The sequence below is a fragment of the Streptomyces avidinii genome (genome assembly GCF_014650695.1).
GTDB classification, from domain to species: domain Bacteria; phylum Actinomycetota; class Actinomycetes; order Streptomycetales; family Streptomycetaceae; genus Streptomyces; species Streptomyces avidinii.
On sequence record NZ_BMVL01000003.1, the window covers coordinates 136,589 to 152,601 of the forward strand.

The window sequence follows — 16,013 nt, forward strand, 5'->3', positions numbered from 1 at the left end:
CGCAGGACGCGGCGGGCGGGACCAGGTCCCACCCGCCGCCCTTCGCTCGGCGCTCTCCGATCACGCGCGCCCGGCTCAGCCGTGCCAGGACCGCCACAGGGCCGCGTACGCCCCGTCGGCCGCGACCAGCTCGTCGTGCGAGCCGAGTTCGCTGATCCGGCCGCCCTCGACCACCGCGATCACATCCGCGTCGTGCGCGGTGTGCAGACGGTGGGCGATGGCGATGACGGTACGGCCGTCCAGCACCCGGGCCAGCGAGCGCTCCAGGTGGCGAGCCGCGCGCGGGTCCAGCAGCGAGGTGGCCTCGTCGAGCACCAGCGTGTGCGGGTCCGCCAGCACCAGCCGGGCCAGCGCGATCTGCTGGGCCTGCGCCGGGGTCAGGGCCGTGCCGCCGGAACCGACCTCCGTGTCCAGCCCGGCACCCATGGCCCGGGCCCAGCCGTCGGCGTCCACCGCGCCCAGCGCCGCCCACAGCTCGGCGTCGCCGGCGCCCGTCCGCGCGAGGCGGAGGTTGTCCCGCAGCGTGCCCACGAAAACGTGGTGCTCCTGGTTGACCAGGGCCACGTGTTCGCGCACCCGCTCCGCGGGCATCCGCGACAGCCGCGCCCCACCGAGGGTGACCTCGCCGGTCCGCGGGGCGTAGATCCCCGCGAGCAGCCGTCCCAGGGTGGACTTGCCCGCCCCCGAAGGCCCGACCAGAGCCATCCGGGTGCCCGGCGGCACGGACATCGACACCTGGTGCAGGACGTCCACGCCCTCCCGGTAGCCGAAGTGGACCTCCTGCGCCCGCACGTCCCGACCCTCGGGCGCCACCTTCGCGTCCCCCGCGTCCGGTTCGATTTCCCGCACGCCCACCAGGCGCCCCAGCGAGACCTGGGCGACCTGCAGTTCGTCGTACCAGCGCAGGATCAGACCGATCGGGTCGACCAGCATCTGAGCCAGCAGCGCACCCGTGGTCAGCTGCCCGACCGACATCCAGTCCTGCAGCACGCAGAAGCCGCCGATGAGCAGCACCGAGCCGAGGATCGTCACGAAGGTGACGTTGATGACGGGGAAGAGCACCGTCCGCAGGAAGAGCGTGTACCGCTCCCACGCGACCCACTGCGAGATGCGCCGCTCCGACAGCGCGATCCGCTCCGGCCCGAGGCGGTGCGCCTCGACCGTGCGTCCCGCGTCCACCGTCTCGGTGAGCACGGCCGCGACCGCCGCATAGCCGGCCGCCTCCGAGCGGTACGCCGACGGCGCCCGCCGGAAGTACCAGCGGCAGCCGATCACCAGTACCGGCAGCGCCACCAGCGCGGCCAGCGCCAGCGGCGGCGCGGTCACCGCGAGCGCCCCGAACAGCAGGCCCGCCCACACCACGCCGATGGCCAGCTGCGGCACGGCCTGGCGCATGGCGTTCGCCAGCCGGTCGATGTCGGTGGTGATCCGCGACAGCAGATCACCGGTACCGGCCCGCTCCAGCACGCCCGGCGGCAGGCCGACCGACCGCACCAGGAAGTCCTCGCGCAGATCGGCCAGCATCTCCTCGCCCAGCATCGCCCCGCGCAGCCGGACCAGCCGGACGAAGAACGTCTGGACGGCCAGCGCCAGCGCGAAGAGCAGTGCCACGCGCCCCAAATGCAGCTCGCGCGCCCCCGCCGAGAGATCGTCCACGATCCGGCCCAGCAGGTAGGGGCCGACCATGGAGGCGATCACCGCGGCCGCGTTCACACTCACCAGCACCACGAAGGCCCGCCGGTGGCGCCGGAACAGGCCGCGCACATAGCCCCGTACGGTCGCCGACGTGCCCACGGGCAGGGTCGCGGCCGACTCGGGGGCCGCCGGATCGTATTTCGGCGGCGCCACGCCGATCATGCGGATTCCTCGATCTCTGTGAGTGCTTCTGCCAGCTCTGTCAGTTCCAGCCCGCCGAGCCGCTGCTCCTCGTCGGTCTCGCGGGTGACCACGGCCCGGTAGCGCGGTTCGCCGTGGAGCAGCTCCCGGTGGGTACCGACCGCCGCCACTGTGTCCCCGTCGATGAGCACGACCCGGTCCGCCCGGTCCAGCAGCAGCGGCGAGGACGCCAGTACCACCGTGGTCCGTCCGGCACGCAGGGCCGCGATGCCGTCCGCGATCCGTGCCTCGGTGTGCGAGTCGACCGCGGAGGTCGGTTCGTCGAGCACCAGCACCTCCGGGTCGGTGACCAGCGACCGGGCCAGCGCCAGACGCTGGCGCTGGCCGCCCGACAGGGACCGGCCGCGTTCGGTGATCCGGGCGTCCATCGGGTCCTCGGTCCCGTCCGGCGCCGACTGCAGCAGCGCGTCCAGAACGTCCGCGCACTGAGCTGCGCCCAACGCGGCGGTCGGGTCGACCGCTGCGGAGGCCGGTACGTCGAACAGCTCCCGCAGGGTCCCGGACAGCAGGACCGGATCCTTGTCCTGTACGAGCACCAGGGTGCGCGCGGTGTCCAGTTCGAGCTCGTCCAGTGCGACCCCGCCGAGGAGCACGGACGGGGCCGGAGCCGGGTCGGACCCCGCTCCCGCCGCAGCTCCCGCCGCCGCTTCCGCCTCGGCTCCGGCTTCGTCCCCCGTCCCGGCGTCCCCCGTCCCGGCGTCCGCCGCCGGGGCCACGTCCATCGGGTGGCCGCCGAGTCGTTCGGCGAGCCGCCCCGCCAGGTCCGGGTCCCCGCACACGACGGCGGTGAACCGGCCCGCGGGGGCCAGCAGTCCGGTCTGCGGGTCGTACAGGTCCCCGCCCGGGGCCGGTGCCTTCACCGGTTCGCACCGCGCAGGATGCTCGGCGGCGTCCGTCCGGGTCAGCGACAGCACCCGGGCGGCGCGCTTGGCGGAGGGCCGAGAGAAGGAGTACGCCATGGCGATCTCCTCGAAGTGCCGTAGGGGATAGAGCAGGGTGGCCACCGCGCTGAACGCGGCGACGAGTTCACCCACCGCGATGCGTCCCTCGGAGACGAGCGTGGCGCCGTACCAGACCACCGTGATCATCAGCGCGCCCGGGAGCACCACCTGGATCGCTGAGATCAGCGCCCACATCCGCGCGCTGCGCACGGCAGCTTTGCGGACCTCCTGCGAAGCCTCGCGGTAGCGCCCGAGGAACAGCTCCTCACCGCCGATGCCGCGCAGCACGCGCAGGCCCGCGACGGTGTCGGAGGCCAGCTCCGTGGCTTTGCCCGCCTTCTCCCGCTGAATGTCGGCGCGCTTGGTCGCACGCGGCAGCAGCGGCAGCGAGGCCAGAGCGATCAGCGGGACGCCGACGGCCACGACCACCCCGAGGTCGGGGGCGAAGAACAGCAGGCCCACGCAGACCAGGACGACGGAGAACACGGCCGCGAGGAAACGCGAAACCGCCTCGACGAACCATCCGATCTTCTCCACGTCTCCCGTGGACACCGCGACCACTTCGCCCGCCGCGACCCGCCGGGTGAGCGCGGAGCCCAGCTCCGCCGTCTTGCGCGCGAGGAGCTGCTGCACGCGCGCCGCGGCGGTGATCCAGTTGGTGACGGCCGTGCGGTGGAGCATGGCGTCGCCGACCGAGATGGCGACGCCGATGACCAGGAGCAGTGCGCCGACGAGCAGCAGCCGGTTCGGCTCGCGGTCGACGACCGCGTCGACCCCGAGGCCCACGGCGTAGGGCAGTCCGGCGATGCCGGAGAAGTGCAGCATCCCCCAGCACAGGCTCTTGAGCTGTCCGCCGAGTTGACCGCGCCCCAGCCACAGCAGGAACCGGGGGCCGGAACGAGCGTCGGGTACCCCTGGATCCGGATACGGAAGATCGCTGATCTGCATGACGCCCCATGACTGGTCGAGTGGTCCAAACCGTGCAAGGTTCGCCTTCCGGACCCGTGCCGGGCAATCGATTTTCCGGGGACCGAGTATTGCGGCCAGCAGGTTTGCGGCGCGGTGCGACAACGTGGTCCCAGGTCGCGGGGGTTGCACGCCCCGGCGCTCACGGACGGGTGGCGTGCTCCAGTTCGAGCAGGGCCGAATAGTAACTGCGGCCCGTCGCCCGGTCCATGCCGACCTCGCACATCCGGTTCGCCGACAGGTGCGCGTCGAAGGGCCGCGCGGTCACCTCCGCAGCCTCGCGCTCCGTCGCCGAGGCCGTCAGCTCCGGGTGCAGCATCCCCCGGTCGCCCGCGAAGGCGCAGCAGCCCGCGTCCTCGGGGACCACCACCTCATCGGCGCACGCCTCGGCGACCGCGCGCAGCCGGTCCTCGTCGCCCAGGTGCCGCATCGAACAGGTGGGGTGGAGCACGGCCGACCCCACCGTTCGCCGGACCTCCAGGTGCGGCAGCAGCTCCTCGGCGGCCCACACGATCGAGTCGAGGACCCGCAGCTCCCCGTGGAGGGCCCGGTTCTCCGCGGTCAGGTACGGGACGACCTCGCGCGCGATGCCCAGCGTGCAGGAGGAGGCGTCGACGACCAGCGGCAGCCGCCCGCCGGCCGTCCAGCCCCAGGCCGCCTCGACGATCCGGTTGGCCATCACCCGGGCGCCGGCCTCGTAGCCCTTGGAGTGCCAGATCGTCGCGCAGCAGGTGCCGCCGAGGTCGCCGGGGATCCAGACGGGCCGCCCGGCCCGCTCCGACACGGCCACCACGGCCTCCGGCAGGGAGGGCCCGGACCGGCCCTCGGGACCGCCGAAGATCCGGTTGACGCAGGCCGGGTAGTAGACGGCCGCGGCGCCCACCCTCCGGGTCGCCGGCAGGTGCCGCGCGGCGGCGCCCGGGAGGCGCGCCGGCCACTGCGGAACCAGGTCGGGACGTACGGCCCTGCGCGCGGCCCCGGTCACCGCCGCCAGCAGCCGGTCGCCGACCCGGAACGGGATCCGGTCGGCGGCGGCCACGGCGAGGCGGGCGGCGGACGCGGCGGCCCCGAACCGCCGCGCGGCCAGCGCGGCGGCGGCCTCCTCGCGCGGGCCGTGCCGACGGTGGCGGAAGTCCTCCATCAGCGCCCCGGTGTCGATGCCGACGGGGCAGGCGAGCCGGCAGGTGGAGTCGGCCGCGCAGGTGTCCACCGCGTCGTAGCCGTAGGCGGCGAGCAGTCCGTCCAGTACGGCGGATCCGGGCTGCTGACGCAGCATCTCGCGGCGCAGCACGATCCGCTGGCGCGGAGTGGTCGTCAGGTCCTCACTGGGGCAGGTCGGTTCGCAGAAGCCGCACTCGATGCAGGGGTCGACCACCGCCTCCACCTGGGGAATCGTCTTCAGCCCGCGCAGATGGGCCCGTGGGTCGCGGTCGAGGAGCACACGCGGGGCGAGTACCCCCTCCGGGTCGACGAGCCGCTTGGTCCGCCACATCAGCCCGGTGGCGACGGGCCCCCATTCCAGTTCCAGGAAGGGGGCCATGTTCCGGCCCGTGGAGTGCTCGGCCTTCAGGGAGCCGTCGAACCGCTCCACGGTGAGCCGGCAGAAGGCCTCCATGAAGGCCCCGTACCGCTCGACGTCGGCCGGGTCTGCGGCGTCGAAGGCGAGCATGAAATGCAGGTTGCCGTGGGCCGCGTGACCGGCGACGGCCGCGTCGAAGCCGTGCTCCGCCTGGAGTGCGAGGAGCGCCTCGCAGGCCTCGGCCAGCCGGGACGGCGGCACTGCGAAGTCCTCGGTGATCAGGGTGGTGCCCCGGGCGCGGGCGCCGCCGACGGCGGTGACGAAGGCCTTGCGGGCCCGCCAGTATCCCCCGACGGTCCTCGGGTCGCTGGTGAAGGCGTTGGTGACCGAAGGCACCGGGGCGACCAGGTCGAGCCCGCCGAGGACCCGGGCGGCCCGTTCCGCGCAGGCGTCCCGGCCGGCCGGGTCCGGCGCCCGGAACTCCACGAGCAGGGCCGTGGTCGGCCGGGGCAGGTCCGCCCAGTCGGCGGGCACCCCCGGGACGCTGACCGAGGCGCGCAGGGTGTTGCCGTCCATCAGCTCGACGGCGACGGCTCCCGCCGCGTTGAACAGGGGCACCGCGGCGGCCGCCGCGGGCAGCGAGGGGAAGAACAGCAGGGCGGTGCAGAGTTCGCGGTCCAGCGCAAGGGTGTCGAAGACGACCTCGGAGATGAAGCCGAGGGTGCCTTCCGAGCCGACCATGAGCCCCCGCAGGATCTCGACGGGGGTGTTGCCGTCCAGGTAGGCGTCGAGGCGGTAGCCGGTGGTGTTCTTGATCTCGTACTTGGCCCGGATCCGGGCGACCAGCGCCGGATCCGCCTCGATCTCCCGCTTGATCTCCATCAGCCCGTGGCACAGGGCCGGTTCGGCGCGCGCCAGCTCCTCGTCGGCGAGCGGGTCGGCGGTGTCCACGACGGTGCCGCCGGGCAGCACGAAGGTGAGGGAGGAGAGCGTGCGGTAGGAGTTCCGGGTGGTGCCGGCCGTCATCCCGGACGCGTTGTTGGCGACGACCCCGCCGAGCGTGCAGGCGAGGGCGCTCGCCGGGTCGGGGCCGAGGATCCGGCCGTGGCGGGCGAGGGCGGCATTGGCCCGGGCCACGGTGGTACCGGGCCTGATCCGGGCCCGCCGGCCCTCCTCCAGCACCTCGATCCCGGCCCAGTGGCGGCGTACGTCGACCAGGATGTCCTCGCCCTGGGCCTGGCCGTTGAGGGAGGTCCCGGCGGCCCGGAAGACGACCTCGCGCTGTCGGCCGTGGGCGTACGAGAGCACCGCGGAGACGTCGTCGAGGTCCTCGGCGATCACCACGACCTGGGGCACGAAGCGGTAGGGGGAGGCGTCGGAGGCGTAGCGGACCAGGTCGGAGACCTTCCACAGCACCTTCTGGGGGCCGAGCAGCTCGGCCAGCTCGGTGCGCAGCGGCTCCGGCGTGCCGGCGGCCCGGTGCCCCGGGACCCGGTCGGGGGCGGGGCCGCCGATGGTGCGGGGGCGCAGGGCGCCCGGCTCCGGTTCCAGCAGCGGCATGTGCGGCCCCTCGCGTCGTCCCGGCCCACGGGCGGACCGTTTCAGCAGGCGTGCTCCGCCGGGGCGTCCGACAGGGCGTTCAGCAGACCGCCGAGCACCTCGCGCTGGTCGGGGGTCAACGGAGCCAGGATCTCCTCCGCGGCGTCGGTCCGCGCGTTGCGCAGACGGCGCAGCGTGGCGCGGCCGGTGTCGGTGAGCTCGATCCGGATCACGCGGCGGTTCGCGGGGTCGGGCGCGCGCCGTACGCACCCGGCCGCCTCCAGGCCGTCCACGAGGGTGGTCACTGCCCGGGGGACGACTTCGAGGCGGGTGGCCAGATCCGCCATCCGGGGTGCCTGCTCGCCCTCGTAGTGCGAGACGAGGCGCAGCAAACGACTCTGGGCGGGAGTGATTCCGAGCGGCACCATGTGGCGCTTCTGGATCCGGTGGAGCCTGCGCGTCAGGCGCAGAAGCTGTTCGGCGAGGAGGCGATCGCTGTCGGAGGCGGAGCTCATGCGGGAACAATATCAGGATGCGGTTCATTGTGAGCATAGGTAACAATGACCTATGCTCCAATGGCCCCGCCTTGCCGAAGGGGACCTCAGTGCAGACACAGGCCGACCAGATGCCCGACCTCCGACGACTGATACCTGACCTCTGACTCCCGACCCCCGAGAGGGTGCCCATGCGCGACGAACCGAAGTGGATCCCATCGAAAGACCCCCTCGACCCCACCCGCCCCGCCCCGGCCGAGCAGCCGCGGGAGCTGCGCCGCATCGTGGGGCTCTTCCGGCCCTACCGCGGCAGGCTCGCCGTCGTCGGACTGCTGGTCGGCGCCTCCTCGCTGGTCGGCGTCGCCTCGCCGTTCATGCTCCGCGAGATACTCGACGTCGCGATCCCGCAGGGTCGCACCGGGCTGCTCAGCCTGCTGGCGCTCGGCATGATCCTGACCGCCGTCGTCACCAGCGTCTTCGGCGTGCTCCAGACCTTCATCTCCACCACCGTCGGCCAGCGCGTCATGCACGACCTGCGCACCGCCGTCTACGCGCAGCTCCAGCGGATGCCGCTGGCCTTCTTCACCCGGACCCGCACCGGAGAGGTGCAGTCCCGCATCGCCAATGACATCGGCGGCATGCAGGCCACCGTCACCTCCACCGCGACCTCGCTCGTCTCGAACCTGACGGCCGTCATCGCCTCCGTGGTCGCCATGCTCGCGCTCGACTGGCGGCTCACCCTGGTCTCGCTGCTGCTGCTCCCCGTCTTCGTGTGGATCAGTCGGCGGGTCGGCCGCGAGCGCAAGAGGATCACCACGAAGCGGCAGAAGCAGATGGCCGCCATGGCCGCGACGGTCACCGAGTCGCTCTCGGTGAGCGGCATCCTGCTCGGCCGAACCATGGGCCGATCCGAGTCCCTGACCTCGGCCTTCTCCGCGGAGTCGGAGAAGCTCGTCGGCCTTGAGGTGCGCTCCAACATGGCCGGGCGCTGGCGGATGTCCACCATCGGCATCGTCATGGCAGCGATGCCCGCCCTCATCTACTGGGCGGCCGGCATAGCCCTCCAGACGGGCAATCCCTCACTCTCCGTCGGCACCCTCGTCGCGTTCGTCACCCTCCAGCAGGGCCTCTTCCGGCCCGCCGTGAGCCTGCTGTCGACCGGGGTGCAGATACAGACCTCGCTCGCCCTGTTCGCCCGCATCTTCGAGTACCTCGACCTGCCGGTGGACATCACCGAGCGCGCGGACCCGGTGCGGCTGGACCGGGCCAAGGGCGAGGTCGCCCTGGAGGACGTGCACTTCACCTACGACGCGAAGAACGGTCCGACTCTCTCCGGGATCGACATCACCGTTCCGGCCGGCGGCTCCCTCGCCGTGGTCGGTCCGACCGGGTCGGGCAAGAGCACGCTCAGCTATCTGGTGCCCCGGCTCTACGACGTCACCGGCGGCCGGGTCGCCCTCGACGGGGTGGACGTGCGCGACCTCGACTTCGACTCGCTGGCCCGCTCGATCGGCGTGGTGTCCCAGGAGACCTACCTCTTCCACGCCTCGGTCGCCGACAACCTGCGCTTCGCCAAGCCGGACGCCACCGACGAAGAGATCGCCGAGGCGGCCCGGGCGGCCCAGATCCACGACCACATCGTCTCCCTGCCCGACGGGTACGACACCCTCGTCGGCGAGCGCGGCTACCGGTTCTCCGGGGGCGAGAAGCAGCGCCTGGCCATCGCCCGCACCATCCTGCGGGACCCGCCGGTGCTGATCCTGGACGAGGCCACCAGTGCCCTGGACACGCGCACCGAGCACGCCGTCCAGCAGGCCATCGACAACCTCTCGGCGGGCCGCACCACCATCACCATCGCGCACCGCCTCTCCACCGTCCGCGACGCCGACCAGATAGTGGTCCTGGACGCCGGGCGCATCGCCGAACGCGGCACCCATGAGGAGCTGCTGAAGGCGGACGGCCGGTATGCGGCCCTGGTCCGCCGGGACCGCGACGCCGCGCTGGCGCCCGAGCCGCCCGAGGGGCTCCAGCTGGCTCCGGTGAATGTGTGACCGTATGACCGGCGCACGGGTGGGATGCCGGAAATGTGGCGTATCGCGGGTTAGCGTTCCCGCATGCGTCATGAGTATCTGCCGCCGCAGCGCCGATCCCGGCTGACCCGCCGGGGCCGGCTGGCGCTCTTCCTCGGCACGCTGCTGGCGATCGGTGCGGCCGTCCTGATCCCCATACTGCGCGGTGGCGAAGTGCCGGAAACGCCACGCCGGCTGCTGATCCCCGAGGGATGGCGGGCCCCGCAGGTGTACGCCGCGGTCGACCGCGAGCTGAAGCTCCCGCCGGGCTCCACGAAGGCGGCGGTGGCCACCGCCGGGCTGGCCCTTCCCGCGGAGGCCAAGGGGAACCCGGAGGGGTACCTCTTCCCGGCGACGTACCCGGTGACCTCGAAGTCCACCCCGGCCGCGCTCCTGACGCACATGGTGCGGACGGCGAACGAGAAGCTGGCCACCAGGGCAGTCGCCGACGGCGGCAAGGCCCACGGGATGACCCCGTACCAGACGGCCACTCTGGCCAGCGTCATCGAGGCGGAGGCGGAGGACCGCGCCGACATGGGCAAGGTCGCCCGGGTCGTGCACAACCGGCTGGCGAAGTCGATGCCCCTCCAGATGGACTCCACGATCAACTACGCGCTGAACCGCAGCACTGTGGACACCAAGCTGAGCGACACGCGGATCGACAGCCCCTTCAACACCTATGAACGCCAGGGTCTGCCGCCCACACCGATCGACAGTCCCGGGCTCGAGGCGATGGCGGCCGCGGTCGCTCCCACCCCCGGGGACTGGCTGTACTTCGTCACCGTGAAGCCGGGAGACACCCGGTTCTCGGCGACCTATGAGGAGCACAAGCGGCACGTCGCCGAGTTCAACCGGCTCCGCGCGAGCGCGGGCGCCCGGACGGGGCAGGCGGGTCCGGCGGCGAAATGAGCGGCGGCGGCCGGCCGTCTCGCGTCGGGGTGCTGCTCCGCACTCCGCAAGGCCCCCGAACAGGACCTCGCGACGGGCCGGGTCCCTTGCGATCAGCAGGGGTTCGGGAATCCGGCCAGCCCCGGTGCCGGCGCAGAACCGCATCTGACCTGCTCATTTCGCGGCGCGCTGGATCCCTGCTCCCGTCCGTGGCGCCAAATGGCTCGCAATGGCGCCATGTATGCGCCATCATGGCGCCATGAGTGACGCGCTCGTCGGCCTCGCAGGCCGTGGGGCGCGTTGCGCGGGGTGGGTCATCAAGGGGGTCGGACCATGGAGACAGCAGTGCGGAGCCGGCGGCAGGCGGCGCCCGGCACGTTCACGGCCTTCGCCCGGTTCGTGTTCTGCGGCGGAGGGGTGGGGCTCGCCGCCGGCTTCGCCGTGGCCGCCCTCGCCTCCTGGGTTCCCTGGGTCCTGGCCAATGCCCTGATCACCGCGGTCTCCACGCTCCTCGCCACCGAGCTGCACGCCCGTTTCACCTTCGGTGCGGGTGGGCGCGCGACCCGGCGCCAGCACGTGCAGTCGGCCGGGTCCGCGGTGGCGGCGTACGGGGTGACCTGCGTGGCGATGCTCGTCCTCCAGCAACTGGTGGCGGCGCCCGGGGCGGCGCTCACTCAGGTCGTCTACCTGTCGGCCTCCGCACTCGCCGGTGTCGCACGGTTCGCGGTGCTCCGCCTCGTCGTCTTCGCCCGCGGCCGTGCACAGGCGGCGGCCGGCGTCCGCACCACCCGGCCCGTCCCCACGACCGCGGTCCGTCCCGCGGAGCTCTGCCGAGCCGCCTGACTGCTCCGGCCGGGAGGTCGGCCCGAGCGGTCAGGGCATTTCGTCCGGGTCGCACGTCGCGCGGCGCAGGCCGATCGTGCGCAGAGCCCGCATCAGCCCCTCCTCGTCGCCCGCGCGGACGAGGTGCACGGCCCCGTCGACGGCGACGACATCGAGGTCGCCGGGGGCCCGTTCGGCCCTCGTGCGGAGCACCACTCCGCTCGGCGGATCGAGCGCGCGTACCCCCTGGAACACGCCCAGCGCGGCCGGATCGTCGCCGAAGCTGCCGGACAGGGTGAGCACCGTGATGTCGGGAAGCAGGATCCGGGCGTGCGCCAGGGCGATGCCGGGCGTGTGGGCGTGGGAGATGACGCGGAAGTGCGGGTTGCGCTGAATCCGCGACCGCAGGAGCTCCAGCTCCGCGCCCTCCGGTACGCCGACCACCAGCACCGTCATCACAGTGCCCCATTCTCCGTGGTGGCCGTGCGCCCGTCGAGCGGGGCACCGGGACGCGCGCCGGGCCGAATCTTCGGGCCGTGTTGCGATGAGTACGGGCCGCGTGGCCGGTCTACCCTGCAGACCCATTGCCCGGGAGGAACGGCAGATGACCGATATGAGAACTTTCGACCTGGGGCCCCAGACCCGGATCGTCGCCCGTTTGGCGGCGGCCGTCCCGGACGCCGCGCTCGCAGACCGGACGCCCTGCCCGGCGTACACGGTCGGCGACCTCCTGGGTCACCTCACGGGACTCGCCGTCGCCTTCCGCGACGCCGCCCGCAAGGACCTGGGCTCCACGACGGACACGGACCCCGGCTCGGCTGCTCCCGCACTGCCCGTGCACTGGCGCGAGGAACTGCCCGCCGTCCTCGGCGAACTGGCCGAGGCATGGACGGATCCGGCCGCCTGGACCGGTATGACCCGCGCCGGCGGCGTGGACCTGCCCGGTGACGTCGCGGGCGCGGTGGCCGCCGACGAACTGGTGGTGCACGGATGGGACCTGGCCCGGGCCACCGGCCAGGAGTACGCCCCCGACCCGGCCGCGCTGACCGCCTCGCACGCGTTCCTGCTGGCTGCCGCCGCGGAGAACGACCGCGGCGGGGGCATCTTCGGCCCCGTCGTGCCCGTCCCGGACGACGCCCCGCTGCTGGATCGGGCCGTCGGGCTGAGCGGACGTGACCCGGGCTGGAAGCCGCCGGCGTCCCCGTGACGTGGGCGGGCCCGCCCGGGCCCCGCGGATCCCGGCTCTCAGGTCTGGCACTGCTTCGTTGCCGCGGGGGACCAGCCGCTCCAGGCGGCGCCGTCGGCCCGGGCGTGGACCCGGATCTCCACCTTCACGGGGCCGCAGACCCGGGTGGTGCTGCCCACCTCGAGCGGGCCGACGGTCTGGCCGGCCCCGACGTAGGTGCGCCCGCTGCCGATCTTCTCCCAGTGACCGCCGTCGACCACGCGGAAGAACGCCTCGTAGGAGACGTTGAGTCCCTTGGTCCCGGTGTTGCGCGCCCTGATGTGCGCGGTGATGTCCCGCGTGGGGAACCTGCCCGCCGATCCCCGCTGGGCACTGATGCAGCCGTTGACGGCCACCCGGCCCGTCGACGTGCCCCCGCCGCACGCGACCGCCGCGGCGTGCGCCGGGGCCGGGATCGCCAGCAGGGTCAGCGCGGCTGCGCCCAGGACCGTTCCGGTACGCCTCAGGTGCACGGTCTCATTCCTTTTCGTCGAGCCGTCAGGCCGTCGAGCACTCTCTCCGGAGAGACCATGGCCCGAGCCGAGGCGCGATGAGCAGGCTTTCAGTGGCTTTTTCCCTCAAATGGGTGCAGGTGACCCACCGGGTCGCCGGGGAACCAGGCCGCAGATCACCGCGCTGCCGGCATCGCCGCCCCCTCGCGGGCCAGGAACCGGCGGATCTCGCGGACCGCCGCGCCGCCCGCGCGGTTGGCGCCGATGGTCGACGCCGACGGACCGTACCCCACCAGGTGGATCCGTTCGTCGCGGACGGCCCGGGTCCCCTCGACCCGGATGCCGCCGCCCGGTTCGCGCAGGTGCAGCGGGGCGAGGTGGTCGACGGCCGCGCGGAATCCGGTGGCCCACAGGATGACGTCCGCGTCGACCCGGGTCCCGTCCGCCCAGGCGACACCGGTGGCGGTGATCCGGTCGAAGACGGGCCGCCGGGCGAGGACGCCCGAGTCCAGGCCGGCCCGGACGGCTTCGTTCAGCGGGAGCCCGGTCACGCTCACCACGCTCTGCGGCGGCAGACCCCGGCGTACCCGTTCGTCCACCAGGGCCACCGCGGCCCGGCCCTCGGCCTCGCCGAAGCTTCCGTCGCGGAAGACCGGCGGCCGCCGGGTCACCCATGTGGTCCCCGCCGCGACCTCGGCGATCTCCAGCAGGTGCTGCACCGCCGAGGTGCCACCGCCCACGACGATCACCCTGGCTCCGGCGAACTCCTGCGGCCCCGGATAGTTCGCGGTGTGCAGCTGGCGGCCGCGGAAGGTCTCCTGACCCGGGTAGCGCGGCCAGAACGGGCGGTCCCAGGTTCCCGTGGCGTTGATCAGGGCGCGCGGCGACCAGACCCCGGCCGAGGTCTCCACCCGGAGCCGCCCCGCGTCCCCCTCGCGTACGGCGGACACGTCCACGGGGCGGCGTACGCGCAGGTCGAAGCGGTCCTCGTAGGCGGCGAAGTACTCCCCGATCACCTCGGACGACGGCCGCAGCGGGTCGGCGTCCGTCAGCTCCATGCCGGGCAGTGCGTGCATGCCGTGGACCTTGCCGTAGGTGAGCGAGGGCCAGCGGAACTGCCAGGCGCCGCCCGGCCGGGGCGCGTGGTCCAGGACCACGTGGTCGATGCCCGCCCGCGCCAGGTGGTGGGCGCCGGACAGCCCGGCCTGCCCGGCGCCGATGACCACCACGTCGACAGCCCCGGATCGGACCGCTTCCGCCGGTTCTCCCGGCTCCGCCGCGTACCGCACCATTTCGTTCACGGTTCTACCAACTTGCGGCGGGCGCCGGATCTTCCCGGGCTACGGCGCGAGCAGCCCGCGGGCCGCCAGCTCCGGGGTCACCCCCTCGCCGAACCAGTAGGCCTCCTCCAGATGCGGATGGCCCGACAGGACGAAGTTCTCGATCCCGAGCGCGTGGTACTCCTCGATCCGGTCCGCCACGTCCCCGTGGCTGCCGACCAGGGCCGTCCCGGCGCCGCCGCGGACCAGGCCGACGCCCGCCCACAGGTTCGGCGAGATCTCCAGCCCGTCCCGGGAGCCGCCGTGCAGGGCCAGCATGCGCTGCTGCCCCACCGACTCGCTCGCGCCCAGCAGGGACTGCGCGCGGGTGATGTCCGCGTCGGACAGGTCCCCGAGCAGTCGGTCCGCCGCGCCCCAGGCCTCCTTCGCCGAGTCGCGGGAGATGGTGTGCAGCCGGATGCCGAACCGGACCGTCCGCCCCCGCTCCTCGGCCAGCGAGCGGATCCAGTTCGCGTCAACCGGTGCCGGTGCCGGTCTCAATGTCGGTACCGCTGCGGCGCAGCGTCGCCAGGACCGGACCGGTCGGCTGCAGGGTGAGCCCCGGGAAGACCCCGACCCGTTCGCTTCCGCTGTCCAGGTGGAACCGCTGCGCCAGCACGGCCAGTACGAGCGCGGCCTCCACCAGCGCGAACCGCGCTCCCAGGCAGGCCCGCGGGCCGCCGCCGAAGGGAAACCAGGCGTGTTCGGGCACCGGATGCGGAGCGTCCGCGTCCCACCGCTCCGGAAGGAAGGCCTCCGGGTCCGGGAACCATCGGGCGTCCCGGTGCACCGACCAGGGGCTGGTCCACACCGAGGTCCCGGCCGGCACCGCGCGCCCGCCGAGGGTGGCCCCCTCCGTGGCCACCGCCGAGATCAGCCAGATCGGCGGATAGATCCGCAGGGCCTCCTTGACCACCTGCTGGGTCCAGGGCAGCCGCGCGTAGTCGTCGTAGGTCGGCAGCCGTCCGCCGAGCACCCGGTGCAGCTCCTCCGTCAGCCGGGCCCGCGCCCGGGGCGCCCCCGACAGGAGCTGCCAGGCCCAGGTCAGGGTGGTCGAGGTGGTTTCGTGGCCGCCGATGTAGAGGGTGATCGACTCGTCCCGCAGCTCCGTGCGGGAGAGCGGTCCGCCGTGTTCGTCGCGGGCCGCGAGCAGTCGGCTCAGCAGGTCGTCCCGCTCCGCGCCGGCGTTCGATGCCGCCTCGTGCTCCCGTATGACGTGCTCGATCTCCCGGTCGAGCACCGCCACGGCCTCCCGCATCCGGCGTCGCCCGGGCGTGCGCACCCACGGCGGCAGGAACAGCGTCAGCCCCCGGAACTCGGCCCCCAGTTCGCGCTGCGCCGTGGCCATGGCCGCGCTGATGGGCGCCTCCCGGCCGGCGGCGTCGCTCCCGAACAGCGTGCGCACCGCGATCCGCTGGGTGAGTCCGGCCATCTCCCGGTGTACGTCTATCCGTTCGCCCGCTCGCCAGCCGCTCGCCAGGGCGTCCGCGCACTCCACCATCGTGGCGGCGTACGAGCGCACCTGGCGGGGCCGGACGGCGGGCTGCACCAGGGCCCGCTTGCGCCGCCAGTCGTCCCCGGTGGCGACGACCACCCCGTTGCCGAGCAACTGGCGAAAGGCCCAGCCCAGTTCGGTCGGGCGGAAGGTGGACTCGACTGCTCCGAGCAGTTCGCCGGCGTGCTCGGGCCGGGAGACGAGGATGTTGCGCTGCGGGCCGAGCGCCCAGGGCACCCAGTCCCCGTAGCCGTCGCGCAGAGACTCGAAGAAGGCCAGCGGATCGCGGGCGAATGCGGGCAGGTTGCCGAGCAGCGGCCATCGGCGCGGTCCGCCGCTGCGGGCGCCCGGGGTCAAGGTCGCGGTCACGCAGGCATGGTGACAGCCG

General features: G+C 73.3%; 12 protein-coding genes and 1 pseudogene. 4 read left to right on the forward strand and 9 right to left on the reverse strand.

Going from position 1 to position 16,013, the window contains the following annotated elements; all coding sequences use genetic code 11:
• Positions 1-75: 75 nt before the first annotated feature.
• From IE257_RS08730 to IE257_RS08745, 4 genes are all read right to left on the reverse strand, one after another.
• Positions 76-1,857: an ABC transporter ATP-binding protein gene (locus IE257_RS08730; protein WP_189966444.1), complete on the reverse strand. Its 1,782-nt coding sequence runs from the start codon at positions 1,855-1,857 to the stop codon at positions 76-78.
• Positions 1,854-3,785 (reverse strand): ABC transporter ATP-binding protein, encoded by a 1,932-nt coding sequence (locus IE257_RS08735; protein ID WP_189966446.1) that lies wholly within the window; start codon positions 3,783-3,785, stop codon positions 1,854-1,856. Before IE257_RS08735 ends, IE257_RS08730 begins: the two co-directional genes overlap by 4 nt.
• Positions 3,786-3,945: 160 nt before the next feature.
• Positions 3,946-6,882 (reverse strand): FAD-binding and (Fe-S)-binding domain-containing protein, encoded by a 2,937-nt coding sequence (locus IE257_RS08740; RefSeq protein ID WP_189966447.1) that lies wholly within the window; start codon positions 6,880-6,882, stop codon positions 3,946-3,948.
• A 41-nt stretch (positions 6,883-6,923) separates the two neighbouring features.
• Positions 6,924-7,376, reverse strand: a complete 453-nt coding sequence (locus IE257_RS08745; RefSeq protein ID WP_189966449.1) for a MarR family winged helix-turn-helix transcriptional regulator — start codon at positions 7,374-7,376, stop codon at positions 6,924-6,926.
• Between the two features lie 170 nt (positions 7,377-7,546).
• On the opposite strand from IE257_RS08745, the gene IE257_RS08750 reads away from it, so the two are divergent.
• From IE257_RS08750 to IE257_RS08760, 3 genes are all read left to right on the forward strand, one after another.
• Complete coding sequence (locus IE257_RS08750) at positions 7,547-9,406, forward strand: ABC transporter ATP-binding protein (RefSeq protein ID WP_189966451.1); 1,860 nt, start codon at positions 7,547-7,549, stop codon at positions 9,404-9,406.
• Between the two features lie 63 nt (positions 9,407-9,469).
• Complete coding sequence (gene mltG, locus IE257_RS08755) at positions 9,470-10,333, forward strand: endolytic transglycosylase MltG (protein ID WP_189966453.1); 864 nt, start codon at positions 9,470-9,472, stop codon at positions 10,331-10,333.
• A gap of 312 nt (positions 10,334-10,645) precedes the next feature.
• A complete protein-coding gene (locus tag IE257_RS08760) occupies positions 10,646-11,155 on the forward strand; it encodes a GtrA domain-containing protein (protein WP_189966454.1) in 510 nt (169 codons plus the stop codon).
• A 30-nt stretch (positions 11,156-11,185) separates the two neighbouring features.
• Here the strand turns inward: IE257_RS08760 and IE257_RS08765 are convergent, their stop codons facing one another.
• The gene (locus IE257_RS08765) at positions 11,186-11,590 is read right to left on the reverse strand and encodes a hypothetical protein (RefSeq protein WP_189966456.1); all 405 of its coding nucleotides are present in this window, start codon (positions 11,588-11,590) and stop codon (positions 11,186-11,188) included.
• Between the two features lie 148 nt (positions 11,591-11,738).
• On the opposite strand from IE257_RS08765, the gene IE257_RS08770 reads away from it, so the two are divergent.
• On the forward strand, positions 11,739-12,341 hold the full coding sequence (locus IE257_RS08770; protein ID WP_189966458.1) for a TIGR03086 family metal-binding protein: 603 nt from the start codon (positions 11,739-11,741) through the stop codon (positions 12,339-12,341).
• A gap of 38 nt (positions 12,342-12,379) precedes the next feature.
• On the opposite strand, the gene IE257_RS08775 is transcribed toward IE257_RS08770, so the two are convergent.
• The 4 genes and pseudogenes from IE257_RS08775 to IE257_RS08790 form a co-directional block, all read right to left on the reverse strand.
• A complete protein-coding gene (locus IE257_RS08775; RefSeq protein WP_229920218.1) occupies positions 12,380-12,832 on the reverse strand; it encodes a hypothetical protein in 453 nt (150 codons plus the stop codon).
• A gap of 155 nt (positions 12,833-12,987) precedes the next feature.
• Positions 12,988-14,103 carry an NAD(P)-binding domain-containing protein gene (locus IE257_RS08780; RefSeq protein ID WP_189967300.1) on the reverse strand — a complete coding sequence of 372 codons (1,116 nt, stop codon included), beginning with the start codon at positions 14,101-14,103 and terminating at the stop codon, positions 12,988-12,990.
• Between the two features lie 48 nt (positions 14,104-14,151).
• Positions 14,152-14,601: pseudogene (locus IE257_RS08785) on the reverse strand (LLM class flavin-dependent oxidoreductase); the annotation flags it as partial.
• 4 nt (positions 14,602-14,605) lie between these two features.
• On the reverse strand, positions 14,606-15,994 hold the full coding sequence (locus IE257_RS08790; protein WP_229920219.1) for a cytochrome P450: 1,389 nt from the start codon (positions 15,992-15,994) through the stop codon (positions 14,606-14,608).
• Positions 15,995-16,013 lie beyond the last annotated feature (19 nt).

What these genes read in the sequence shown, in the direction of transcription:
- IE257_RS08740 (WP_189966447.1), bottom strand. Translation starts at nt 6,882, where the DNA reads ATGCCGCTGCTGGAACCGGAGCCGGGCGCCCTGCGCCCCCGCACCATC.
- IE257_RS08760 (WP_189966454.1), top strand. Translation starts at nt 10,646, where the DNA reads ATGGAGACAGCAGTGCGGAGCCGGCGGCAGGCGGCGCCCGGCACGTTC.
- IE257_RS08780 (WP_189967300.1), bottom strand. Translation starts at nt 14,103, where the DNA reads ATGGTGCGGTACGCGGCGGAGCCGGGAGAACCGGCGGAAGCGGTCCGA.
- IE257_RS08750 (WP_189966451.1), top strand. Translation starts at nt 7,547, where the DNA reads ATGCGCGACGAACCGAAGTGGATCCCATCGAAAGACCCCCTCGACCCC.
- mltG (WP_189966453.1), top strand. Translation starts at nt 9,470, where the DNA reads ATGCGTCATGAGTATCTGCCGCCGCAGCGCCGATCCCGGCTGACCCGC.
- IE257_RS08765 (WP_189966456.1), bottom strand. Translation starts at nt 11,590, where the DNA reads ATGACGGTGCTGGTGGTCGGCGTACCGGAGGGCGCGGAGCTGGAGCTC.
- IE257_RS08770 (WP_189966458.1), top strand. Translation starts at nt 11,739, where the DNA reads ATGACCGATATGAGAACTTTCGACCTGGGGCCCCAGACCCGGATCGTC.
- IE257_RS08730 (WP_189966444.1), bottom strand. Translation starts at nt 1,857, where the DNA reads ATGATCGGCGTGGCGCCGCCGAAATACGATCCGGCGGCCCCCGAGTCG.
- IE257_RS08745 (WP_189966449.1), bottom strand. Translation starts at nt 7,376, where the DNA reads ATGAGCTCCGCCTCCGACAGCGATCGCCTCCTCGCCGAACAGCTTCTG.
- IE257_RS08735 (WP_189966446.1), bottom strand. Translation starts at nt 3,785, where the DNA reads ATGCAGATCAGCGATCTTCCGTATCCGGATCCAGGGGTACCCGACGCT.